The following is a 17,939-nucleotide window of genomic DNA, read 5'->3' on the forward strand; positions in this document are numbered from 1 at the left end:
TAACTGCCCTTTACGTAAACGTCAACTGGTTTCGAGTTGACCCGTCTCTCGATTTAACCCCCGGTAGAAACACGAGCGGGCCCCGGTATGGCATGTTGGACCAGCAGGATCACAAACCAGGATCAGCGCATCCTGATCACAATCGACCCGCATCTCCCTTACTTGCAATACGTTCCCAGAGCTTTCGCCCTTCTTCCAAAGGCGCCCTCGTGAACGGGAATGGAAATGAGCCACTCCGGTTTCGATCGTTGCTTCGAGCGCCTCCGAGTCCATGAATGCCACCATCAGGATGTCCTTGCTCGCATGGTCGATCACCACCGCACACAGCAGGCCATTGGCATCAAACTTAGGCATGAAGTCAGTTCCGGACTCGCGCCTTTTGGCGTCATGATCGCTCGCGTTCATTCAAAAATATCCATGATTTACAGGCTAGCACAGCAGCCATTTCCTTTGTTGCACGATAACCACAGATTAGTCCCAAAATCTACCACACTTGCAAATGCAGCTTTGATGAATGCCAGATGGATGGAACAACGCTGCTCAGGCCCGAGAGGGTCAACCAGAACGCGGTACGCAGTGCCAGGTTCAGGGGGTTTGGGACGCAGCCGGTAATAAGCCAGGCGCTCCCATGAACGATGAGGGATCGGACCCGGACAGCCATCAAGGGGGAGGCTGTCTTAGCTGAAAGGCGGGTCCACTGTTATTCGTCACGTGGCGCCCGGGGTCCTAGACCTCGGGCGTTTCACGTTTCAGGCCTGACGAGCCCGACCCACCTGCACCATCCAGAACGCGTGCAAAACATGCGATAATGACCTGGTTCGCTCCGGCTTTCTTGAGCGCCCTTACGCAGCTTTCCGATGTGGCACCGCTGGTCAGAACATCATCCACCAGCACGACCTTGGCGCCATCGATAGAGGGTCGCCGTCTCGGATTCACCTCGATTACCCCGGCCAATGCCCGTTCACGTTCCTTACGCCCCAAACCGCCCAGGCTCGGCGTCTTGCGATTTCGCAGAAGTCCGTCGACGACCAGTGGCTGCTCGGTTAATTTCGCGATCCGGGCCGCAAGCAGTGCCGCCTGATTGTATCCCCTGCCCCATAATCTCCCGCGGTGCAGAGGAACTGGCACCAGCAGCCACTCGCCTTCCAATCTGGGCAGACGCGCGGTTATCAGGCGGGACAGCATTTCAGCGAGCGCTATTTTCCCGCCATGTTTGAAGCTGAGAACTAGCTTCCGTGACGCGTCGTTATAGATAGTGCCTGCCGCGATACCGTCATGCTTTGGCGGCGATTTCAGGCACGGTGCGCACTGGGCGCCTTCGTGTGGAGTGCCGTCCCCGAACGGACGTTGGCAGGTGGAACAAGCGGTGCCGGAGGGAACGTCCAACTGCGCCCAGCACTCTGCGCACAGCCCGCGCTGTTCTGCAATCGCCGAGCCGCAAAGAGGGCACCTCGGCGGGAAGAGCAAGTCCACTGCGGGCTTCAACGCCTCGGATAAAAACTTGTTAAATTCCATGGATCTACGATGACGTGCTTGCACGGCGGTCGCAAGCTGGGCACGGGATAAAAATGGACTCACCCAATCCTCCCCGGATATTCTCGTCTGCACGGCGGCGTCAGGCCTTGCTTCGGGCACGCCAGCGTCAGAGCTCGAACCTGTCCGCCGCGCGGTATCTTCTGGAAGATGCAATTAGCGACATCGAAGACCGGCTGGACTTCACCCGGACAACGCCTGAACGTTCGCTGGTGATCGGGGAACCGACTGGCTCTCTGTCGCGTGCGCTTCAAGGACACGGCGAGGTCATTGATATGTCGACCGGCATGATCGACGAAGAGCGCCCGCTCCCACATCAGGAGCTCGACTTGCTGGTGCATCTCTTCGGTTTCGCGACAATCAACGATTTGCCGGGAGCGCTTCTTCATTCGAGGGCCGCATTGCGAGCCGGTGGGATGTTGATTGCCTCATTCCCCGGCGCGGGAAGCCTGCAATCCTTACGATCAATAATGCTGGCGGCAGATGGCGAACGCCCGGCACCGCGCATTCATCCTCTGATCGATAACTCGGCCGCAGCATCCTTGCTCCAGCGGGCCGGGTTCACGCGGCAGGTGGTCGATAGCCATGTAATTACAGTTCGTTACAGCTCGCTGCGAACAATGGTTGCCGACTTGCGTGACCAGGGCCTTGCCAGCGTTCTCCGCCGCCCCGGACCACCGCTGGATCGTGCGGCTATGGCACGGGCTGAAACGGCTTTCCGTGACCTTGCCGACGATCAGGGCAAGGTCACAGAGAAGTTTGAAATGCTGACTCTAACTGCCTGGAAAGCCTAGCGAAGTGAAGCTTGCGCCGCAGCAAGCCGGGCAATCGGCACGCGGTAGGGAGAGGCGCTGACATAGTCGAGCCCGACCTTGTCGCAGAAGCCAATACTGGCCGGATCGCCGCCATGTTCGCCGCAAATTCCCAGCTTGATATCACCGCGAGTGGCACGGCCGCGTACTGCCGCCAGTTCAACAAGCTGCCCCACCCCTTCAAGATCGAGGCTGACGAACGGGTCACGGGCGAAAATACCCTTGTCCACATAAGGCCCGAGGAAACGGGCTGAATCGTCGCGTGAAACCCCGAGCGTGGTCTGGGTCAGATCATTGGTACCGAAGGAGAAGAAGCGCGCTTCTTCGGCAATTTCCCCGGCCATCAGCGCTGCCCGAGGCAATTCGATCATCGTGCCGACCATGTATTCGATTTCAGTGCCCTGCTCTGCGAACACTTCCGCGGCCACACGGTCCACCAGTGCGCGCAGGATTTGCAGCTCGCGGCGGGTGGCGACCAGCGGGATCATGACTTCCGGAACGGGTGCCTCGCCAGATGCCTTGGCGACTCCGCAAGCGGCCTCGAAGATGGCGCGGGCCTGCATCTCGTAAATCTCGGGATAGGTAATGCCGAGGCGGCAGCCGCGATGGCCCAGCATCGGATTGAATTCATGCAATTCGCCCGCGCGCCGTTTCAGATAGTCCACGCTCAAGCCGACATTTTCTGCAAGCTCTTCAAATTCGCTGTCGCCGTGCGGCAGGAACTCGTGAAGCGGCGGATCGAGCAGGCGGATGGTGCACGGCAGGCCGACCATAACCTCGAAAATTTCACGGAAGTCGGAGCGCTGTTCCGGCAGCAGCTTGGCTAGCGCATCACGCCGGCCGCTCTCGCTATCAGCCAGGATCATCTCGCGTACTGCGCTGATACGGCCTGCTTCGAAGAACATATGCTCCGTGCGGCAAAGGCCGATACCTTCCGCCCCGAACTGGCGCGCCATGCGGCAATCGTTTGGCGTTTCCGCATTAGTGCGCACGCGCATACGGCGGTATTTGTCCGCCCATTCCATCAGTATGCCAAAATCACCGGCAAGCTCCGGCTCGATCGTGGCAACTTCACCGGCCATGACCTGACCATTGCTGCCGTCGAGGGTGAGCGTGTCGCCTTCTTTCAATTCGCGATTTCCGATGCGGAGCGTTCGCGCCTTCATGTCGATCGAGACGGCGGATGCCCCCGATACGCATGGGCGGCCCATGCCTCGCGCAACCACCGCTGCGTGTGACGTCATGCCGCCGCGTGCGGTCAGGATACCCTTGGCCGCGTGCATACCGTGAATGTCTTCCGGGCTGGTTTCGACACGGACAAGGATGACTTTCTCGCCGCCATGGGCGAGCTGTTCCGCCTTGTCGGCATCCAATACGATCACGCCGCTGGCCGCACCCGGTGAGGCTGGCAAGCCAGTGGTCAGAACGTCGCGCTTCGCATCAGGATCGAGGGTCGGGTGGAGCAATTGGTCGAGAGCCATCGGATCGACCCGCAGGATCGCTTCCTTCTCCTCGACCAGACCTTCGCCGACCATATCGACCGCCATTTTCAGCGCCGCCTTGGCGGTACGCTTGCCCGAACGGGTCTGGAGCATCCACAGCTTGCCGTCCTGCACGGTGAATTCGATGTCCTGCATGTCGCGGTAGTGTTTTTCGAGCAGGTCGAACACTTCGGCCAGTTCGCTGTAGGCAGCAGGCATCGCCTCTTCCATGCTCAGAGGCTTGGCACCGGCAGCCTCGCGGGCGGCCTTGGTCAGATATTGCGGGGTGCGGATGCCGGCGACGACATCCTCGCCCTGGGCGTTGATCAGGTATTCGCCGTAATAGGCTTTCTCGCCGGTCGCAGGGTCGCGGGTAAAGGCAACGCCGGTCGCGCTGGTATCGCCCATATTGCCGAACACCATCGCCTGAACATTGACTGCGGTGCCCCATTCGGCGGGAATGTCGTTAAGCCGGCGATAGACTTTCGCCCGGTCACTGTCCCAACTGTCGAACACGGCGGCGATTGCGCCCCACAATTGCTGGTTCACATCCTGCGGGAACGGGTGGCCCAGTTCCTGCTCGACGATGCCCTTGTATTCCGCGACCAGCGTTTGCCAGTCTTCAGCTTCCATCTCGGTATCGTTGTAGAAGCCCTTGTCTTCCTTGGCGATTTCGAGTGCTTCTTCGAACAATCCGTGATCCACGCCGAGCACGACGTCGGAATACATCTGGATGAAGCGGCGATAGCTGTCCCACGCGAACCGGTCATCACCCGATGTTGCGGCGAGGCCGGCAACGGTCTTGTCGTTCAGGCCCAGGTTCAGAACCGTGTCCATCATTCCGGGCATGGAAACACGTGCGCCGGAACGGACCGAAACCAGCAACGGATCGCCGTTATCGCCCAGCGTCTTGCCGACTGTCTGTTCGACATGCTTCAGCGCATCAGCGACGGCGGCACGCAAATCGTCGGAGAAATCAGACCCACCTGCCAGATAATCGACGCACTCTTCGGTCGTGATGGTGAAGCCCGGGGGCACCGGCAGCCCGATCTGGGCCATTTCGGCAAGGTTCGCGCCCTTCCCGCCGGTAACGGTCTTGTCCTTCTGTCGCGGGTCCGAATGGTCCGCTGATCCGCCGAATGTGTAAACCGTCTTCACGTCAGAAACTCCAAATTTGATGCGTTCTTTCCTATGGGCAATCCTACAGGATGGAACACATGGAACACTGTCCTTGGATGAAAGGTGCTACCCTTCGATTTTGCTGAAATCGGCGACCTGCTGCACCGCATTGCGGAACCGCGAAAGCAGGTCGAGCCGCGCTTTGCGCTTTGCAGGATCATCGTCATTCACGGTCACCTCGTCAAAGAAAGCGTCGATCGGCGCGCGCAGGGTTGCCAGCGCGGTCATTGCGCCCTCGAAATCTTCGGCCCTGATGGATGCCGCAGCTTTCGGTGCGGCTTCATCCAGCGCTTCTATCAGCGCCTTCTCGGCGGCTTCCGGCGCGTAGGACAGCGACTTTTTCTTGGCCGCATCCAACTGAGCCTCAACCACCTCTTTCATCGCCGGATCATCGACTTGCGACAGCGGGTCTTCCTCGCCGGTATGCGGCGGTTCCCCGTTCGCGTCCCAATCTTCCTTCTTCAGGATATTGGCTGCGCGTTTGTATCCAGCGAGCAGGTTGGTGCCGTTTTCGCTTTCGAGGAATTTGCCCAGAGCGCGTGATCGCGCCTCGACGCGGTCGACCCGCGTGTCGATCTGGCCGCTCCAGTCACGCGACGCCGCGATATAATCGTGCCTGACGCCTTCGTCTTTGAGCTGCACGGCCAGACGCCCCTGCAGGAATTCCCCAACCTTGGTGCCAAGATGCACGTCGATCGTATCACCCCACGCAATCGCGGCCTGATCGAGCGAAATTTTCAATCCATTTGCCTGCACAAGCCGTAGAACACCAAGGGCAGCACGTCGCAGGGCAAAGGGATCTTTCGACCCGGTTGGCAGAATATCGATCTTGAAGAAGCTGAAAAGGTTGTCGAGCTTGTCCGCGAGGCTGACTGCAACCGTGATCGGCGCAGTAGGCACATCGTCGTCCTGCCCAACCGGTTTGTAGTGATCGCGGATTGCGTCGGCTACTTCGTCCGGCTGACCTTCGGCGCGGGCGTAATATCCGCCCATAAGTCCTTGAAGTTCAGGGAACTCACCGACCATTTCGGTTACGAGGTCGGCTTTGCAAAGCTCTGCGGCCTTGTGGGCAAGATTGTGATCGCCGTTGGGCGCTGCCGCGTCGGACGTCAGCCAAGACGCCAACTTGGCGACCCGCTCAACTTTGTCGGCAACTGTGCCAAGCTTTTCGTGAAACGTTATCCGCTCAAGGCCCTGCGCGTGCTGGGCGAGAGATTTCTTGCGGTCCACATCCCAGAAGAACTTCGCATCGGAGAGGCGAGCGGCGAGGACTTTACGGTTGCCGTCGATGACTACAGCCGGATCTTCAGCATCGATATTCGACGTGCAGATGAAGGCATTTGCGAGCTTGCCGTCCTTCTCGCACACGAAATATTTCTGGTTCACGCGTGCGGTCAGCTGGATTGTTTCCGGCGGCACTTCGAGGAAGTCGTCCTCGAACCGGCCGAGCAGCGGCACGGGCCATTCGGTCAGGCCGGCGTTCTCGATCACCAACCCCTCGTCCTCGACCAGCTTGAGACCGGCATCGGCGGCCGCTTTGGCAGCGCCGCTGCGGACAATGTCCTGCCGTTCCTCATGGTCGACGATCACATGGCCTGCGCGCAGTTTCACCGCGTAGTCACCGGCATTGCCGATCGTGATGTCGCCGGAATGATGGAACCGGTGACCCAGCGTTACCGCGCCAGAGGTCACCCCGTGTGCCTCGCATTCGATGATCTGATCATCGAGCAGCGCGACGATGCCAGACAGCGGGCGAACCCAGCGCAGGCTTTCCGTGCTGATCGATGCATCGCCCCAGCGCATTGATTTGGGCCAGCTAAAGTCGCGGATGATTGCCGGAATGGCGTCAGTCAAAACGTCCTTTACCGCCCTGCCAGGTGTTTCAATCACCGCGAAGTAGGTCGGACGGCCTTTGACGTCACGCACTTCCAACTGGTCACGGGTGACGCCATTCTTGCGGCAGAAACCGTCGACGGCCTGGTCCGGCGCACCCTCTGGCGGGCCTTTCGCTTCTTCGCTTACGGCCTCGGTTTCCAGCGGCAGACTGCGTGCGATCAGCGCAAGGCGGCGCGGCGTCGACCATACGGTGACGTGGCCAACCGATACCCCGGCGCTATCCATTTCACGGCGAAACAGTTTCACCAGCTCAGCGCGCGCGTCGGCCTGCATCCGTGCAGGTATTTCTTCGCTGCGCAGTTCGAGGAGGAAATCCGCGCTCATTGCGACCACTCCGGATATTTCTCGGCCCAGACGGGCGCTTCCTTCTCCATATGCGCTTCGCACGATCCGCGTGCCAGATCGCGCACGCGGGCCATGTAACTGGCGCGTTCCTGCACACTGATCACGCCGCGTGCCTGCAGCAGGTTGAAGATGTGGCTTGCCTCCACCGCCTGTTCATAGGCTGCGATAGGGACCTGATTTTCCAGTGCATTCTTGCACTCTGCCTCGGCCTTGTTGAACAGATCGAAGAGGGCGTCTGTGTCGGCCACTTCGAAGTTCCACTTGGACATCTGCTTCTCGTTCTCGAGAAACACCTCGCCGTAAGAAACACCGCGGCCGTTGAAGTCGAGGTCGTAAACATTATCCACGCCCTGAATATACATGGCGAGCCGTTCGAGGCCGTAGGTCAGTTCGCCCGCAACGGGTTTGCAGTCAAAGCCGCCCATCTGCTGGAAATAGGTGAACTGGGTAACTTCCATCCCGTCACACCAGACTTCCCAGCCCAATCCCCACGCGCCGAGCGTAGGCGATTCCCAGTCATCTTCGACAAAGCGGATGTCATGCTTCAGCGGATCGATCCCGATCACTTCCAGGCTTTTCAGGTACAGGTCCTGAATATCCGGCGGGCTGGGTTTCAGGATCACCTGATACTGATAATAATGCTGCAACCGGTTGGGGTTTTCGCCGTAGCGGCCATCTGTCGGGCGGCGGCAAGGCTGCACGAATGCCGCATTCCACGGCTCCGGCCCAAGCGCGCGCAGGGTGGTGGCCGTGTGGAAAGTGCCCGCCCCCATCCTCATGTCGTAAGGCTGGAGGATTAGGCAGCCATTTGCACTCCAGAAATCATGGAGCGCGAGGATCATATCCTGAAACGATTTCGCCGGATTACGGGCCGGCACAGTGGGTGCATTCGTCGCCATGCGCGGGGCTTTGGCGCAAGCCCCGTGACGCGTCAATGCCGCAGCGCAGCATACCCACTCTGACAAAGCCCGTCGGGATCTTTTTACCGTCGCAACAGGTCGCGGCTTGCGCTAGGCCGGGCAGACTTGCCGAACCATCGCAGAATGCAAAAGGGTAAACGTGATCAGGAACTTCAGGCTCAATTGCATTCTCCCCTGCCTGCTGGGGATCGCCCTGACGGCGCCAGGCTGCAGGCCCACCGGCGATATGGGTGCCCTGTCCCCTGCGGATCAGGCGCCCAATCAGGTGGTAGCTCAGGCTCCGGCGCTCTGGAGAGTGGCGGATGAGGACACCACGGTTTATCTTTTCGGGACGGTCCACATCCTTCCCAAAGGCGTAGACTGGTTCAAAGACGATATCGCCGACGCTCTCGCTTCTTCTGATGCTCTGGTGACAGAGATTTATGTAACTGAAGATGAAAAGCCGCTTGTTGCCCAAGCTTTCATGACGAGCGGCACTCTTCCCGCAGGTGAGAACCTGCGGGACATGATGGGCCCCGATGCCCGACTGCAATATGAGTTGGCACTGAAGAAGCTCAGCATGCCGATCAGTGCATTTGACAGGTACGAACCATGGTACGCTGCGCTAAACCTGTCACTGATCCCGCTGTTCCAGCAGGGTTATACCGACCGGGCCGGGGTCGAAAGCGTGATCGAGGCGAAAGCGGCAGGTAAAAAGCGTATCCAACTGGAATCATACCGGTATCAGGCAGAAATGCTGGACGGGCTGCCGCTCGATAGTCAGCTACGATATCTGGCATCGGTTGCAGGCGATATCGATGCGATCGTTCCCACTCTGGATCAACTGGTGCTGGAATGGGCGAGCGGCGACACCGAGGGCATCGATGCCCTGATGAACGTTGATTACGGCGACGATGTGTTGGCAGACGCTCTGTTTGCATCTCGCAACCGCAAATGGGCGGCGTGGATCGATGAGCGGCTCGACACGCCCGGCACAGTCTTTTTCGCGGTTGGCGCTGGTCATCTGGCCGGTGACAAGAGTGTCCAGGCCGTGCTGGCCCAGCGCGGTATCAAAACGGTTCGATTACAATGATCTGTCGCTCAATCGTCCTGCGCCTCTACCAACGCCTGAAAACGAACAAGCGCACTGCCGCGCTGGTTTTTCTGCCAATCCTGCTGGCATCTTGTTCGCAGCGCGATGATGGGCTGGAACCGGCAGATGCATCGCCCGCGCTGTGGCTGGTCGAAAATGGTGAAGGCGAGACAGAAGGCTGGTTGTTCGGCACAATCCACGCCTTGCCTGATGATGTCCGGTGGCAAACTCCGGCATTGCGCGATGCATTGCGGCAATCAGTCGCCATCGCGCTGGAGATATCGGCGGATGACCAGGCCAGACTTCCGGAGATTTTCGGAACACTTGCGGCAACCCCCGGGTTGCCGCCGCTGCATGAACGCGTTGATCCTGCACGACGCGCTCCGCTGCAAGCGCTTCTCGATGACGCAAATTATCGCAGCTCCGATTTCACGGCGACGGAGACATGGGCTGCGGCTTTGACCTTGGCCAGCGCTTCCAGTTCCGGTGAATATGCAAATGGTGTCGACAGGGCGCTTTCCGGACAGGTTGGTCGCCATCTGATACTGGAAGGCGCGGCAAACCAGCTGTCCATTTTCGACAGTCTGCCAGAGGCAGACCAACGCGACCTACTGCAAGCGATCATTGACGATCATTCCGCCGCTGCATCGGATGACGAGATTGACCTGGTCACCGCATGGCTGGCGGGCGACATGGAAGGCATCGCACTGGAAACGAACCAAGGCATGCTTGCCGATCCGGAACTGCGGGCTGCTCTGCTTGTAAACCGCAATCGTGACTGGGCAGACAAGGTGGACGGGTGGATGCAGCAGGAGGGGCCGATTACCGTTGCCGCCGGTGCTGCACACATGGCCGGTCCGGACGGGCTACCAACCCTGCTGCGGGCCAAAGGTTACGCGGTTCGCCGCGTGCAATAGGCGCTTTTGCTTGCCATTCGCGCCACTCGGGCATATAGGCGCGCGCTTCCGGCTGTGGTCATCCCTGGAGGTGCGGCGCGGAAGAACACTATAATGCATTTCGAAAGGCAATATTATGAGCGACGCTCTTACCCTGCCGGCCGAGACGCGCGAACGGGCGGGCAAGGGAGCCTCCCGTGCACTGCGTCGCGATGGCCGTGTACCCGCTGTGATTTACGGCGGTAAGGAAGAACCAATCACGATCCACGTCGAGGGCAAGGAGCTGGTGAAACAGCTCATGACCGGACACTTCATGAACTCGATCGTCATGATCGAAGTCGGCAAAGAAAAGTTCCGTACCATTCCCAAGGACGTAGCTTTCCACCCGGTTACAGATCGCCCGATGCACGCGGATTTCCTCCGCCTGTCGAAGGACTCGAAGATCGACGTCGCCATCCCTGTTGTCTTCATCAACGAAGAAGCATCGCCAGGCCTCAAGAAGGGCGGCGTTCTTAACGTGGTCCGTCACGAACTGGAACTGGTTTGCGAAGCAGACAAGATCCCGTCGGAAATCGAAATCGACGTTACCGGCAAGGAAGTCGGCGATTCGATCCACATCAGCGAGATCAAACTGCCTGAAGGTTCCGAGAGCGCAATCACCGACCGTGATTACACCATCGCAACCCTCGTCGCTCCTTCGGCTCTCAAGAAATCCGAAGGCGAAGGCCAGACTGGCGAAGACATGGAAGCTGGCGAAACCGCCGCGACCGAGCAAGGCCCAGACGCCGATGCTGCTCAGGAACAGGAAGACAAGAGCGAGTAATCGCCCGGTTTTCTTACCAGTAATTTCCCAGTGGGAAATCAGGACGCCGGCCCACGAAAGTGCGGCCGGCGTTTTGTTTTTGGAACACCAATGGTTAGGGAATGACGATGCAGATTTGGGCAGGCCTTGGAAACCCCGGTCCGGGATACACGATGCACCGGCACAATGTCGGCTTCATGGCGGTAGACGTGATCGCCGAAATGCACGGCTTTGGCCCGGTCCAGAAGAAGTTTTCGGGTTGGACGCAGGAAGGCCGGATCGGCAAAGAAAAGATCCTGCTTCTCAAGCCCGCAACCTTCATGAACGAAAGCGGCCGCGCAGTTTCCGAGGCCATACGTTTCTACAAGCTGGAACCGGACGCCCTCACCGTATTCCACGACGAACTCGACCTTGCCCCCTTCAAGGTAAAGGTAAAGCGCGGCGGGGGCCATGCCGGGCATAACGGACTGCGTTCGATCGACAGCCACCTTGGCCCTGATTTCCGGCGCGTCCGGATTGGGATCGGCCATCCCGGACACAAGGACCGGGTGCACGGCCACGTACTCGGGAACTATACGAAGGCCGAGACACCCGATCTTGTCGACATGCTCGGCGCTATCGGCGCGGAGGCCGAATGGCTCGTAAATGGCGACGATGCACGATTCATGAGCGAAGTGGCGCTGCGAATGCAGAATTAATCTGCTATCAGTGCTGTGAAACCTACAGGAGAATTGCAATGCCAACCATGAACCGCCGGACCTTGCTTGGCGCAGCAGCCGCAACCACCGCATTTACCGCGACAGCGGCATTGTCGAAGCCGGACCTGGTACCTCCTGCATTGGGCATGGCCGGCAAATCCGTGCTGATTACCGGCTGTTCATCCGGTTTTGGCCGTCTGGCAGCTGAAGATTTCGCGCGCAGGGGTGCAAAGGTGTTTGCAACGATGCGAAATCTGCCGCGGCAAGAGGCTGAGGAATTACGGCAAATTGCAGAGGATGACGGGCTCGATATTCACATCATCGAGATCGACGTCACCAGTGATGAGCAAGTGGCGGCGGGCGTGGCAGAGGCTGAGCGGATCAATGGCGGCGCGCTGGATGTGCTGATCAACAATGCCGGGATATCGACTGCGGGGCCGATTGAAATTCAGGACATGGAAGCGACAAAGCTGATGTTTGAGACCAACGTATTTGGTCCGCACCGGATGATGCGCGCGGCCCTGCCCGCCATGCGCGCTGCCAAGTCCGGCCAGATATTCAACGTCACATCACAATTGGGCCGCGTGATGCTGCCTGGCTTCGGCCAATATTCTCCAACCAAATTCGCGCTGGAGGCGATGAGCGAGCAGATCGCGTATGAACTCGTCCAGCACAATATCGACGTGACGATTATCGAGCCCGGCGGTTACCCCACCAAGATCTGGGCCAATGCTAATGCGCTGACGGAAAAGCTCCTCAGCCGGGCAGACCCGGCACATCTGGACGGTTACACCGCGATGGTCGATCAGCTGCGTGCTGGCGGAAATACCGGCGGTGATACCGATCCGGCCGATGTACCGCGTGCAATTGCGGAAATTATCGCCATGCCCGCCGGAACCCGCCCGTTGCGCAAGGAAGTCCACCCCGGTGCAAAACCGCAGATGGCGATCAACAAAGTCTGCGCCGAAGTGCAAGTCGGATGGCTGGGTGAATCGCCCTATGGTCCGTGGATCAGGGCTGTCCATCACGCATAGGCTGGTCAAGCGCCGCTTGCGCCGCTAAGCGCGCGGCATATTCATATACCGGAGTTTACGATGGGTTTCCGTTGCGGGATCGTCGGGCTGCCCAATGTCGGCAAGTCCACACTTTTTAATGCATTGACCGAGACGCAGGCCGCGCAGGCTGCGAACTATCCGTTCTGCACAATCGAGCCAAACGTCGGACAGGTTTCCGTGCCTGACGAACGTCTCGACAAAATCGCCGCGATTGCCGGCAGCGCGAAAGTCATCCCGACGCAGCTGGCGTTCGTCGACATCGCGGGCCTCGTGAAAGGTGCGAGCCAGGGCGAAGGCCTTGGCAATCAGTTCCTCGGCAACATCCGCGAAGTCGACGCGATCGTCCACGTTCTCCGCTGCTTTGAAGATGACGACATCCAGCACGTGAGCAACAAGGTTGATCCGCTGACCGATGCCGAAGTCGTCGAAACCGAGCTGATGCTGTCGGACCTCGAAAGTCTCGAAAAACGCGTTCCCAATGCCCAAAAGCGTGCGACCGGCGGTGACAAGGAAGCGAAGATAATGGCCAGCGTCCTTGGCCAGGCACTGGAACTGCTGCGCGACGGCAAGCCCGCCCGGCTGACCGAACCCAAGGATGACGAAGAAGCACGCGTATTCGCGCAGGCACAGCTGCTGACTGCCAAACCCGTCCTGTACGTTTGCAATGTTGCTGAAGAAGATGCCGCGGCCGGCAACGATCTATCCGCGCTAGTATTCGACAAGGCCGAACGCGAAGGCGCCCAGGCGGTTGTCGTGTCGGCTGCGATCGAGGCAGAACTGGTTACGATGGAGCCAGAAGATCGCGGCGAATATCTCGCCGAACTCGGTCTTGAGGAAAGCGGCCTCGCCCGGGTAATCCGCGCGGGCTATGAACTGCTTCATCTGCAGACCTTTTTCACCGCAGGCCCCAAGGAAACCCGCGCCTGGACCTTCCCGGCTGGCGCGAAAGCACCACAGGCTGCCGGCGAAATTCATACCGATTTCGAGAAGGGTTTCATCCGCGCGGAGACGATCGCCTATGCCGACTATGTCGAGCTTGGCGGTGAAAGCGCCGCGCGCGATGCCGGTAAGCTGCGTCAGGAAGGCAAGGAATACCTTGTTCAGGACGGCGATGTGATGATGTTCAAGTTCAACGTCTGATCGCTTAGCAAATTTCTCGGCACCTTTTGGCCGTCCGCCTGTTGGTCACACAACAAGGGGATTGCCGTGATCGATAAATCTGAAAAATTTAGTTGGCTGGTACGTATTGGGTATCTGAGCCGCGCCATACTTTATTCGGTTCTTGGCCTGATTGCGCTGACCAGCGCAGGCAAGATCAGCCAAGGCACCAATGGTATTTTCAAGGCGGTTGAAGACTTCCCTGCCGGAACCGCAATTCTGTGGCTCATGGTTATCGGGCTCTTTGCCTATGCACTGTTCCGCTTCGCTTCGACGGTTTTCGACATTGAGAACAACGGTTCGGACAAAAAAGGCTGGGCCAAGCGCATCGGCCATGCGGGCAGCGCAATCGGCCACCTCGCCCTCGCCTATTCGGCATACCAGTTCGCCAGCAGCGGCGAGGCTTCGGGCGGCGGCGCGCAAGACGCTGCATCCGGCGTATTGTCTGTCGAATTCGGCGGCATTGTGCTCGGTCTTCTAGGCCTCGCTTTCCTCGGCACCGCGTTCTTCCAAGCGAAGAAGGGCCTGACCGGCGAATTCATGCACCGCATCAGCGCACAGGCTCCAAATGCAACGCGCTGGCTTGGCGGAGTGGGTTATGCTGCGCGCGGTGTCGTTTACGCAATCATCGGCTGGTCGCTGATCAATGCAGGGTTTCTTTCCGGCGGATCCGACAAGGTCAAGACACTCGGCGATGCGGTTGCGTCGCTTGCGGGTGAAGGTATCGTCTTCACTCTCACGGCACTGGGCCTGCTGCTGTTCGGATTGTTTAGCCTGGTTCTTGCCCGCTACCGGATTATTCCGGAGCTTGATTCCGGCGGCAAGGTCCCCAGCTTCCGGGCATGAACGAAGCTCGCCAATCTGCGAAATTGTACCGCATGATGATGGACAATCACGTCTGTCCCTACGGTATCAAATCCAAATGGCTGCTTGAACGCAAAGGCTACACGGTCGAGGATCACCCCCTCACCTCCCGCGAAGAAACCGATGCGTTCAAGAAAGAATACGGCGTGTCCACCACTCCGCAGGCCTTCATCGGTGATGAGCGGATTGGCGGATACACCGATTTGCGTGCGCATTTTGGCAACCCTGTGCCGGACAGTGGGGCGACCAGTTACAAGCCTGTGATCGCAGTGTTTGCGGTGGGCCTTGCGCTTGCTGTCTCGCTCAGCCTCTTCAGCTTCGGGCAAGTGCTTACGGTCCGAACAGGCGAGTGGTTCGTCGCGTTCTCCATGGCCATGCTCGCCATGCTGAAGCTGCAGGATGTCGAGAAGTTTTCCAGCATGTTCCTCGGTTATGATCTGCTGGCCAAGCGCTTCGTGGCCTATGCCTATGCCTATCCTTTTCTGGAGGCGCTTGCGGCGGTGCTGATGGCGGGCCGGCAGCTTCCGTGGGTTTCGATACCGGTTGCGTTCTTCATCGGCACGATCGGTGCCGCGTCGGTGATCTATGCGGTCTATATCCAGAAACGCGATATCAAATGCGCCTGTGTCGGTGGCAGCGCCAGCGTGCCGCTGGGCTTTGTCTCGTTGACAGAAAATCTAGCGATGATGGGTATGGCGATCTGGATGCTGCTTCGTTACGGCGTTTAGAAAATGCCAGGAGGGCCAATGCTGTATTTTGAGGATATCGAAGTCGGGTCAAAGCAAGAGTACGGCAATTACGAAGTCACCCTCGAGGAGGTGACACAGTTTGCCGAGATGTACGACCCGCAGCCATTCCATCTCGACAACGACGCGGCGGCAAAAACCCATTTCGGCAAGATATCGGCCAGCGGCTGGCACACCTGCGCGATGACCATGCGGATGATGGTCGACAATATGAAGGTCCACAAACAGGCCGGGCTCGGATCGCCGGGTGTGGATCAGCTGCGCTGGAAAAAACCGGTCTATCCAGGCGACACATTGCGCGTAGAGACTGAAGTTCTCGAAAAACGGCGCAGCAAATCGCGGCGCGAAATGGGCATCTTCAAATCGCGCGGCGTGACATTGAACCAGAACGGCGAAGTGGTGCTGGAGATGATCTCGAACGGGCTGATCCAGGTTCGCGACCCGGATGCACCCATCGAAGATTAGCGCGCCGCGCTGTTGGCGGCACGCCGCCAGCCTGATTACTTCTTCACCGGCGGCTGTTTCCGAGTGAATACGAGTTCCTCTGCGCTGGATGCCTTGGCATCGAAAGCGTATTCCTCAGCGTCGAAATTCTTCAGATCATTCGCGCGTTCGATCCGGTTTTCCATGATCCAGCGCGCCATCAATCCGCGGGCGAACTTCACGTGATACATCAACCGCCGTGCTTCCCCGTCCTTCACGTTGAGGAATGACGCGGTGATGACCCGGCCCGGCAATGCCGACGTGTCGACAGCCTTGAAATACTCGTTCGACGCTAGGTTCACGATGGTTTGATCGGCATGGCCGGATAGATCATTCTCCAGCGCCTCGCCGATCCGGCTGCCCCAGAAATCATACAGCGACTGGCCGCGCGGGTTTTTCATCTTCGTGCCCATTTCCAGACGGTATGGCTGGATGGCATCCATCGGGCGCAGCAAGCCGTAGAGGCCGGACAATATCCGCAGATGATCCTGCGCATAGGATAGGGTTTCCTGGCCGAGGGTTTTCGCATCCAGCCCCCAATAGACATCGCCATCGAATGTCAGCCCGGCAGCTTTCGCAGAATTGCTGCGGCCTTCCAGATCGAACGCCTTGAACCGCTCGGCGTTCAGTTCTGCCAGCTTGTCCGAAATCCGCATCAGTTTTTTCAGGTCGGCTGCCGATTGCTTCTTCGCGACACGGGCAATTTCACGCGTGTCATCGGTCAGGCGCGGGCTGGTGATGTCCAGCTCCGGCGTGGTCTCATCAAAATTGAGCTTCTTGGCGGGCGAAAGCAGAGTCAGCATTGGTGACTAATTCCTCAAAATTGGATGCACTGCGGCAATCGCGAAGGATGCGGTGCGTGTATGGCCACGAAACAGCCTGAACGTTTGGAAGACAACCCGTCAGCCTCCGAAATGCTCAACTGTTTTGATTGACCCTGTTACGCATCCGGTCGCAAAGCAGTTCCCAACGAGCAAAATCAGCAGGCCATGCTCGCCGCAGGGCCTAATGTCGCACGTACAGCTTCTCAACATCCTCCATCGAAAGTTTGACCAAAGTCGAGACATAAAAACGCACGATCTGGTCCAGCGTTTCCAGTCTTCGTTCAACGTCTGATTTCAGACAAATTAAACTGGAAGCTCTACATCTGATTATGGGGTGGAATGCTGTCATTCGCCCTGTATATCTGATGGATGGCAACTCGCCCTACATTTCAACTGTCCTATCTGCGCGAGATAGGGTGGGCTCAATGGGACCCTATCGGATTAAGTGGACTGGACGATGCTTGGGTAGTGAATGAATACGACTCATACCTTATTCAAGCGGCTAGTCGGGTTTGGGACGGTCAATCTGACGACGAAGTTGCCGATTACCTTATTAAGATTGAGACTGATCATATGGGGATGAGAGCAGATCCCAGCATCCGCCGACGGGCAATGGCTGTGGTTAAGTCGATACGCGAGTACGTGGATGCATTGTGACCATACAGGTCCGCTCTTGGTATTATGGGGTACAGGCTCGTATTGCCTTCCTGATATTCTCCAACTCAGGGTCACTCTTGTCCGACGCTTTCAACAACATATCATAGTCTTTGATGATGCATTTAAGCGCTGGAGAATAATGCTTTAGCCACTTTTTGGATGCCCCATGCGCGTTACTGCCTTTCTCAAATTTTCGTACAATCGCGCTTTCCTGTTTCATCGCTTTCAGCCGATGGGCAATCGCAGATTTATAGAGTGATAGGACGCGTTCATTCTCTTGAACTTCCAACAGGCGCGCCAACACCAGTTGAGTGTTTTCAAACAAAGGGCCGTAAAAATCGCGTGATGTTACATCGCGCTTCAGGTCAGCCTCGACAAGATCGAGGAGCCCTTTTTCGATATATTGATAGGATATCCAAAGCGAGCCCTTACCGCTGCATTCAATCACTTCGCTCGTCTCGAGGAGCCCCTTCTCAGTGAGAGCGAACAATGCATCAAAGTAGCGATCGCAGTCCTTT

Annotated in this window: 17 protein-coding genes and 1 pseudogene; 10 read left to right on the forward strand and 8 right to left on the reverse strand. The window is 58.3% G+C overall.

Features of this window, described 5'->3' with window-relative positions:
• Positions 1 to 21 precede the first annotated feature (21 nt).
• From hisI to PO778_RS13650, 3 genes and pseudogenes are all read right to left on the reverse strand, one after another.
• The gene (gene hisI / locus PO778_RS04510) at positions 22 to 405 is read right to left on the reverse strand and encodes a phosphoribosyl-AMP cyclohydrolase (RefSeq protein WP_271438759.1); all 384 of its coding nucleotides are present in this window, start codon (positions 403 to 405) and stop codon (positions 22 to 24) included.
• A gap of 321 nt (positions 406 to 726) precedes the next feature.
• Entirely contained in the window at positions 727 to 1,185 is a 459-nt protein-coding gene (locus PO778_RS13645; RefSeq protein WP_333908185.1) for a ComF family protein, read from the reverse strand.
• 168 nt (positions 1,186 to 1,353) lie between these two features.
• Positions 1,354 to 1,515: pseudogene (locus PO778_RS13650) on the reverse strand (double zinc ribbon domain-containing protein); the annotation flags it as partial.
• A gap of 53 nt (positions 1,516 to 1,568) precedes the next feature.
• Here PO778_RS13650 and PO778_RS04520 point away from each other — a divergent pair.
• Positions 1,569 to 2,327, forward strand: coding sequence for a class I SAM-dependent methyltransferase (locus PO778_RS04520; protein WP_271438761.1), 759 nt, complete (start codon positions 1,569 to 1,571; stop codon positions 2,325 to 2,327).
• Here the strand turns inward: PO778_RS04520 and ppdK are convergent.
• From ppdK to PO778_RS04535, 3 genes are all read right to left on the reverse strand, one after another.
• Entirely contained in the window at positions 2,324 to 4,984 is a 2,661-nt protein-coding gene (gene ppdK / locus PO778_RS04525) for a pyruvate, phosphate dikinase (RefSeq protein WP_271438762.1), read from the reverse strand. The genes PO778_RS04520 and ppdK overlap by 4 nt on opposite strands.
• 87 nt (positions 4,985 to 5,071) lie before the next feature.
• A complete protein-coding gene (gene glyS, locus PO778_RS04530; RefSeq protein WP_271438763.1) occupies positions 5,072 to 7,225 on the reverse strand; it encodes a glycine--tRNA ligase subunit beta in 2,154 nt (717 codons plus the stop codon).
• Positions 7,222 to 8,145, reverse strand: coding sequence for a glycine--tRNA ligase subunit alpha (locus PO778_RS04535; RefSeq protein ID WP_271438764.1), 924 nt, complete (start codon positions 8,143 to 8,145; stop codon positions 7,222 to 7,224). The genes glyS and PO778_RS04535 overlap by 4 nt, the downstream gene beginning before the upstream one ends.
• A gap of 247 nt (positions 8,146 to 8,392) precedes the next feature.
• On the opposite strand from PO778_RS04535, the gene PO778_RS04540 reads away from it, so the two are divergent.
• The 9 genes from PO778_RS04540 to PO778_RS04580 all read left to right on the forward strand — a co-directional run bounded on the left by PO778_RS04540 (position 8,393) and on the right by PO778_RS04580 (position 15,922).
• A complete protein-coding gene (locus PO778_RS04540; protein ID WP_271438765.1) occupies positions 8,393 to 9,238 on the forward strand; it encodes a TraB/GumN family protein in 846 nt (281 codons plus the stop codon).
• A complete protein-coding gene (locus PO778_RS04545) occupies positions 9,235 to 10,155 on the forward strand; it encodes a TraB/GumN family protein (protein ID WP_271438766.1) in 921 nt (306 codons plus the stop codon). The genes PO778_RS04540 and PO778_RS04545 overlap by 4 nt, the downstream gene beginning before the upstream one ends.
• A gap of 115 nt (positions 10,156 to 10,270) precedes the next feature.
• Positions 10,271 to 10,957, forward strand: coding sequence for a 50S ribosomal protein L25/general stress protein Ctc (locus tag PO778_RS04550; protein WP_160729888.1), 687 nt, complete (start codon positions 10,271 to 10,273; stop codon positions 10,955 to 10,957).
• A gap of 107 nt (positions 10,958 to 11,064) precedes the next feature.
• Entirely contained in the window at positions 11,065 to 11,634 is a 570-nt protein-coding gene (gene pth, locus PO778_RS04555; RefSeq protein ID WP_271438767.1) for an aminoacyl-tRNA hydrolase, read from the forward strand.
• 38 nt (positions 11,635 to 11,672) lie between these two features.
• A complete protein-coding gene (locus PO778_RS04560; protein WP_271438768.1) occupies positions 11,673 to 12,668 on the forward strand; it encodes an SDR family oxidoreductase in 996 nt (331 codons plus the stop codon).
• 60 nt (positions 12,669 to 12,728) lie between these two features.
• Entirely contained in the window at positions 12,729 to 13,829 is a 1,101-nt protein-coding gene (gene ychF / locus PO778_RS04565) for a redox-regulated ATPase YchF (RefSeq protein ID WP_271438769.1), read from the forward strand.
• Positions 13,830 to 13,895: 66 nt separating this feature from the next.
• Positions 13,896 to 14,693 carry a DUF1206 domain-containing protein gene (locus tag PO778_RS04570; RefSeq protein WP_271438770.1) on the forward strand — a complete coding sequence of 266 codons (798 nt, stop codon included), beginning with the start codon at positions 13,896 to 13,898 and terminating at the stop codon, positions 14,691 to 14,693.
• A complete protein-coding gene (locus PO778_RS04575) occupies positions 14,690 to 15,439 on the forward strand; it encodes a MauE/DoxX family redox-associated membrane protein (RefSeq protein WP_271438771.1) in 750 nt (249 codons plus the stop codon). The genes PO778_RS04570 and PO778_RS04575 overlap by 4 nt, the downstream gene beginning before the upstream one ends.
• Before the next feature lie 18 nt (positions 15,440 to 15,457).
• The gene (locus tag PO778_RS04580; protein WP_160729894.1) at positions 15,458 to 15,922 is read left to right on the forward strand and encodes a MaoC family dehydratase; all 465 of its coding nucleotides are present in this window, start codon (positions 15,458 to 15,460) and stop codon (positions 15,920 to 15,922) included.
• Between the two features lie 35 nt (positions 15,923 to 15,957).
• Here the strand turns inward: PO778_RS04580 and yaaA are convergent, their stop codons facing one another.
• The gene (gene yaaA / locus PO778_RS04585; protein WP_271438772.1) at positions 15,958 to 16,743 is read right to left on the reverse strand and encodes a peroxide stress protein YaaA; all 786 of its coding nucleotides are present in this window, start codon (positions 16,741 to 16,743) and stop codon (positions 15,958 to 15,960) included.
• A 700-nt stretch (positions 16,744 to 17,443) separates the two neighbouring features.
• On the reverse strand, positions 17,444 to 17,911 hold the full coding sequence (locus PO778_RS04590; RefSeq protein WP_271438773.1) for a hypothetical protein: 468 nt from the start codon (positions 17,909 to 17,911) through the stop codon (positions 17,444 to 17,446).
• Positions 17,912 to 17,939: the final 28 nt, after the last annotated feature.

The organism is Pontixanthobacter luteolus, from assembly GCF_947494915.1.
Taxonomy (GTDB): Bacteria; Pseudomonadota; Alphaproteobacteria; order Sphingomonadales; family Sphingomonadaceae; genus Pontixanthobacter; species Pontixanthobacter luteolus.

Bases quoted from the DNA above. Each gene is read 5' to 3' on its own strand.
- ychF (WP_271438769.1), top strand. From the start codon at position 12,729: ATGGGTTTCCGTTGCGGGATCGTCGGGCTGCCCAATGTCGGCAAGTCC.
- glyS (WP_271438763.1), bottom strand. From the start codon at position 7,225: ATGAGCGCGGATTTCCTCCTCGAACTGCGCAGCGAAGAAATACCTGCA.
- pth (WP_271438767.1), top strand. From the start codon at position 11,065: ATGCAGATTTGGGCAGGCCTTGGAAACCCCGGTCCGGGATACACGATG.
- PO778_RS04535 (WP_271438764.1), bottom strand. From the start codon at position 8,145: ATGGCGACGAATGCACCCACTGTGCCGGCCCGTAATCCGGCGAAATCG.
- hisI (WP_271438759.1), bottom strand. From the start codon at position 405: ATGAACGCGAGCGATCATGACGCCAAAAGGCGCGAGTCCGGAACTGAC.
- PO778_RS04540 (WP_271438765.1), top strand. From the start codon at position 8,393: ATGGGTGCCCTGTCCCCTGCGGATCAGGCGCCCAATCAGGTGGTAGCT.
- PO778_RS13645 (WP_333908185.1), bottom strand. From the start codon at position 1,185: ATGCTGTCCCGCCTGATAACCGCGCGTCTGCCCAGATTGGAAGGCGAG.
- PO778_RS04580 (WP_160729894.1), top strand. From the start codon at position 15,458: ATGCTGTATTTTGAGGATATCGAAGTCGGGTCAAAGCAAGAGTACGGC.
- PO778_RS04560 (WP_271438768.1), top strand. From the start codon at position 11,673: ATGCCAACCATGAACCGCCGGACCTTGCTTGGCGCAGCAGCCGCAACC.
- PO778_RS04550 (WP_160729888.1), top strand. From the start codon at position 10,271: ATGAGCGACGCTCTTACCCTGCCGGCCGAGACGCGCGAACGGGCGGGC.
- PO778_RS04545 (WP_271438766.1), top strand. From the start codon at position 9,235: ATGATCTGTCGCTCAATCGTCCTGCGCCTCTACCAACGCCTGAAAACG.
- PO778_RS04520 (WP_271438761.1), top strand. From the start codon at position 1,569: ATGGACTCACCCAATCCTCCCCGGATATTCTCGTCTGCACGGCGGCGT.
- PO778_RS04575 (WP_271438771.1), top strand. From the start codon at position 14,690: ATGAACGAAGCTCGCCAATCTGCGAAATTGTACCGCATGATGATGGAC.
- yaaA (WP_271438772.1), bottom strand. From the start codon at position 16,743: ATGCTGACTCTGCTTTCGCCCGCCAAGAAGCTCAATTTTGATGAGACC.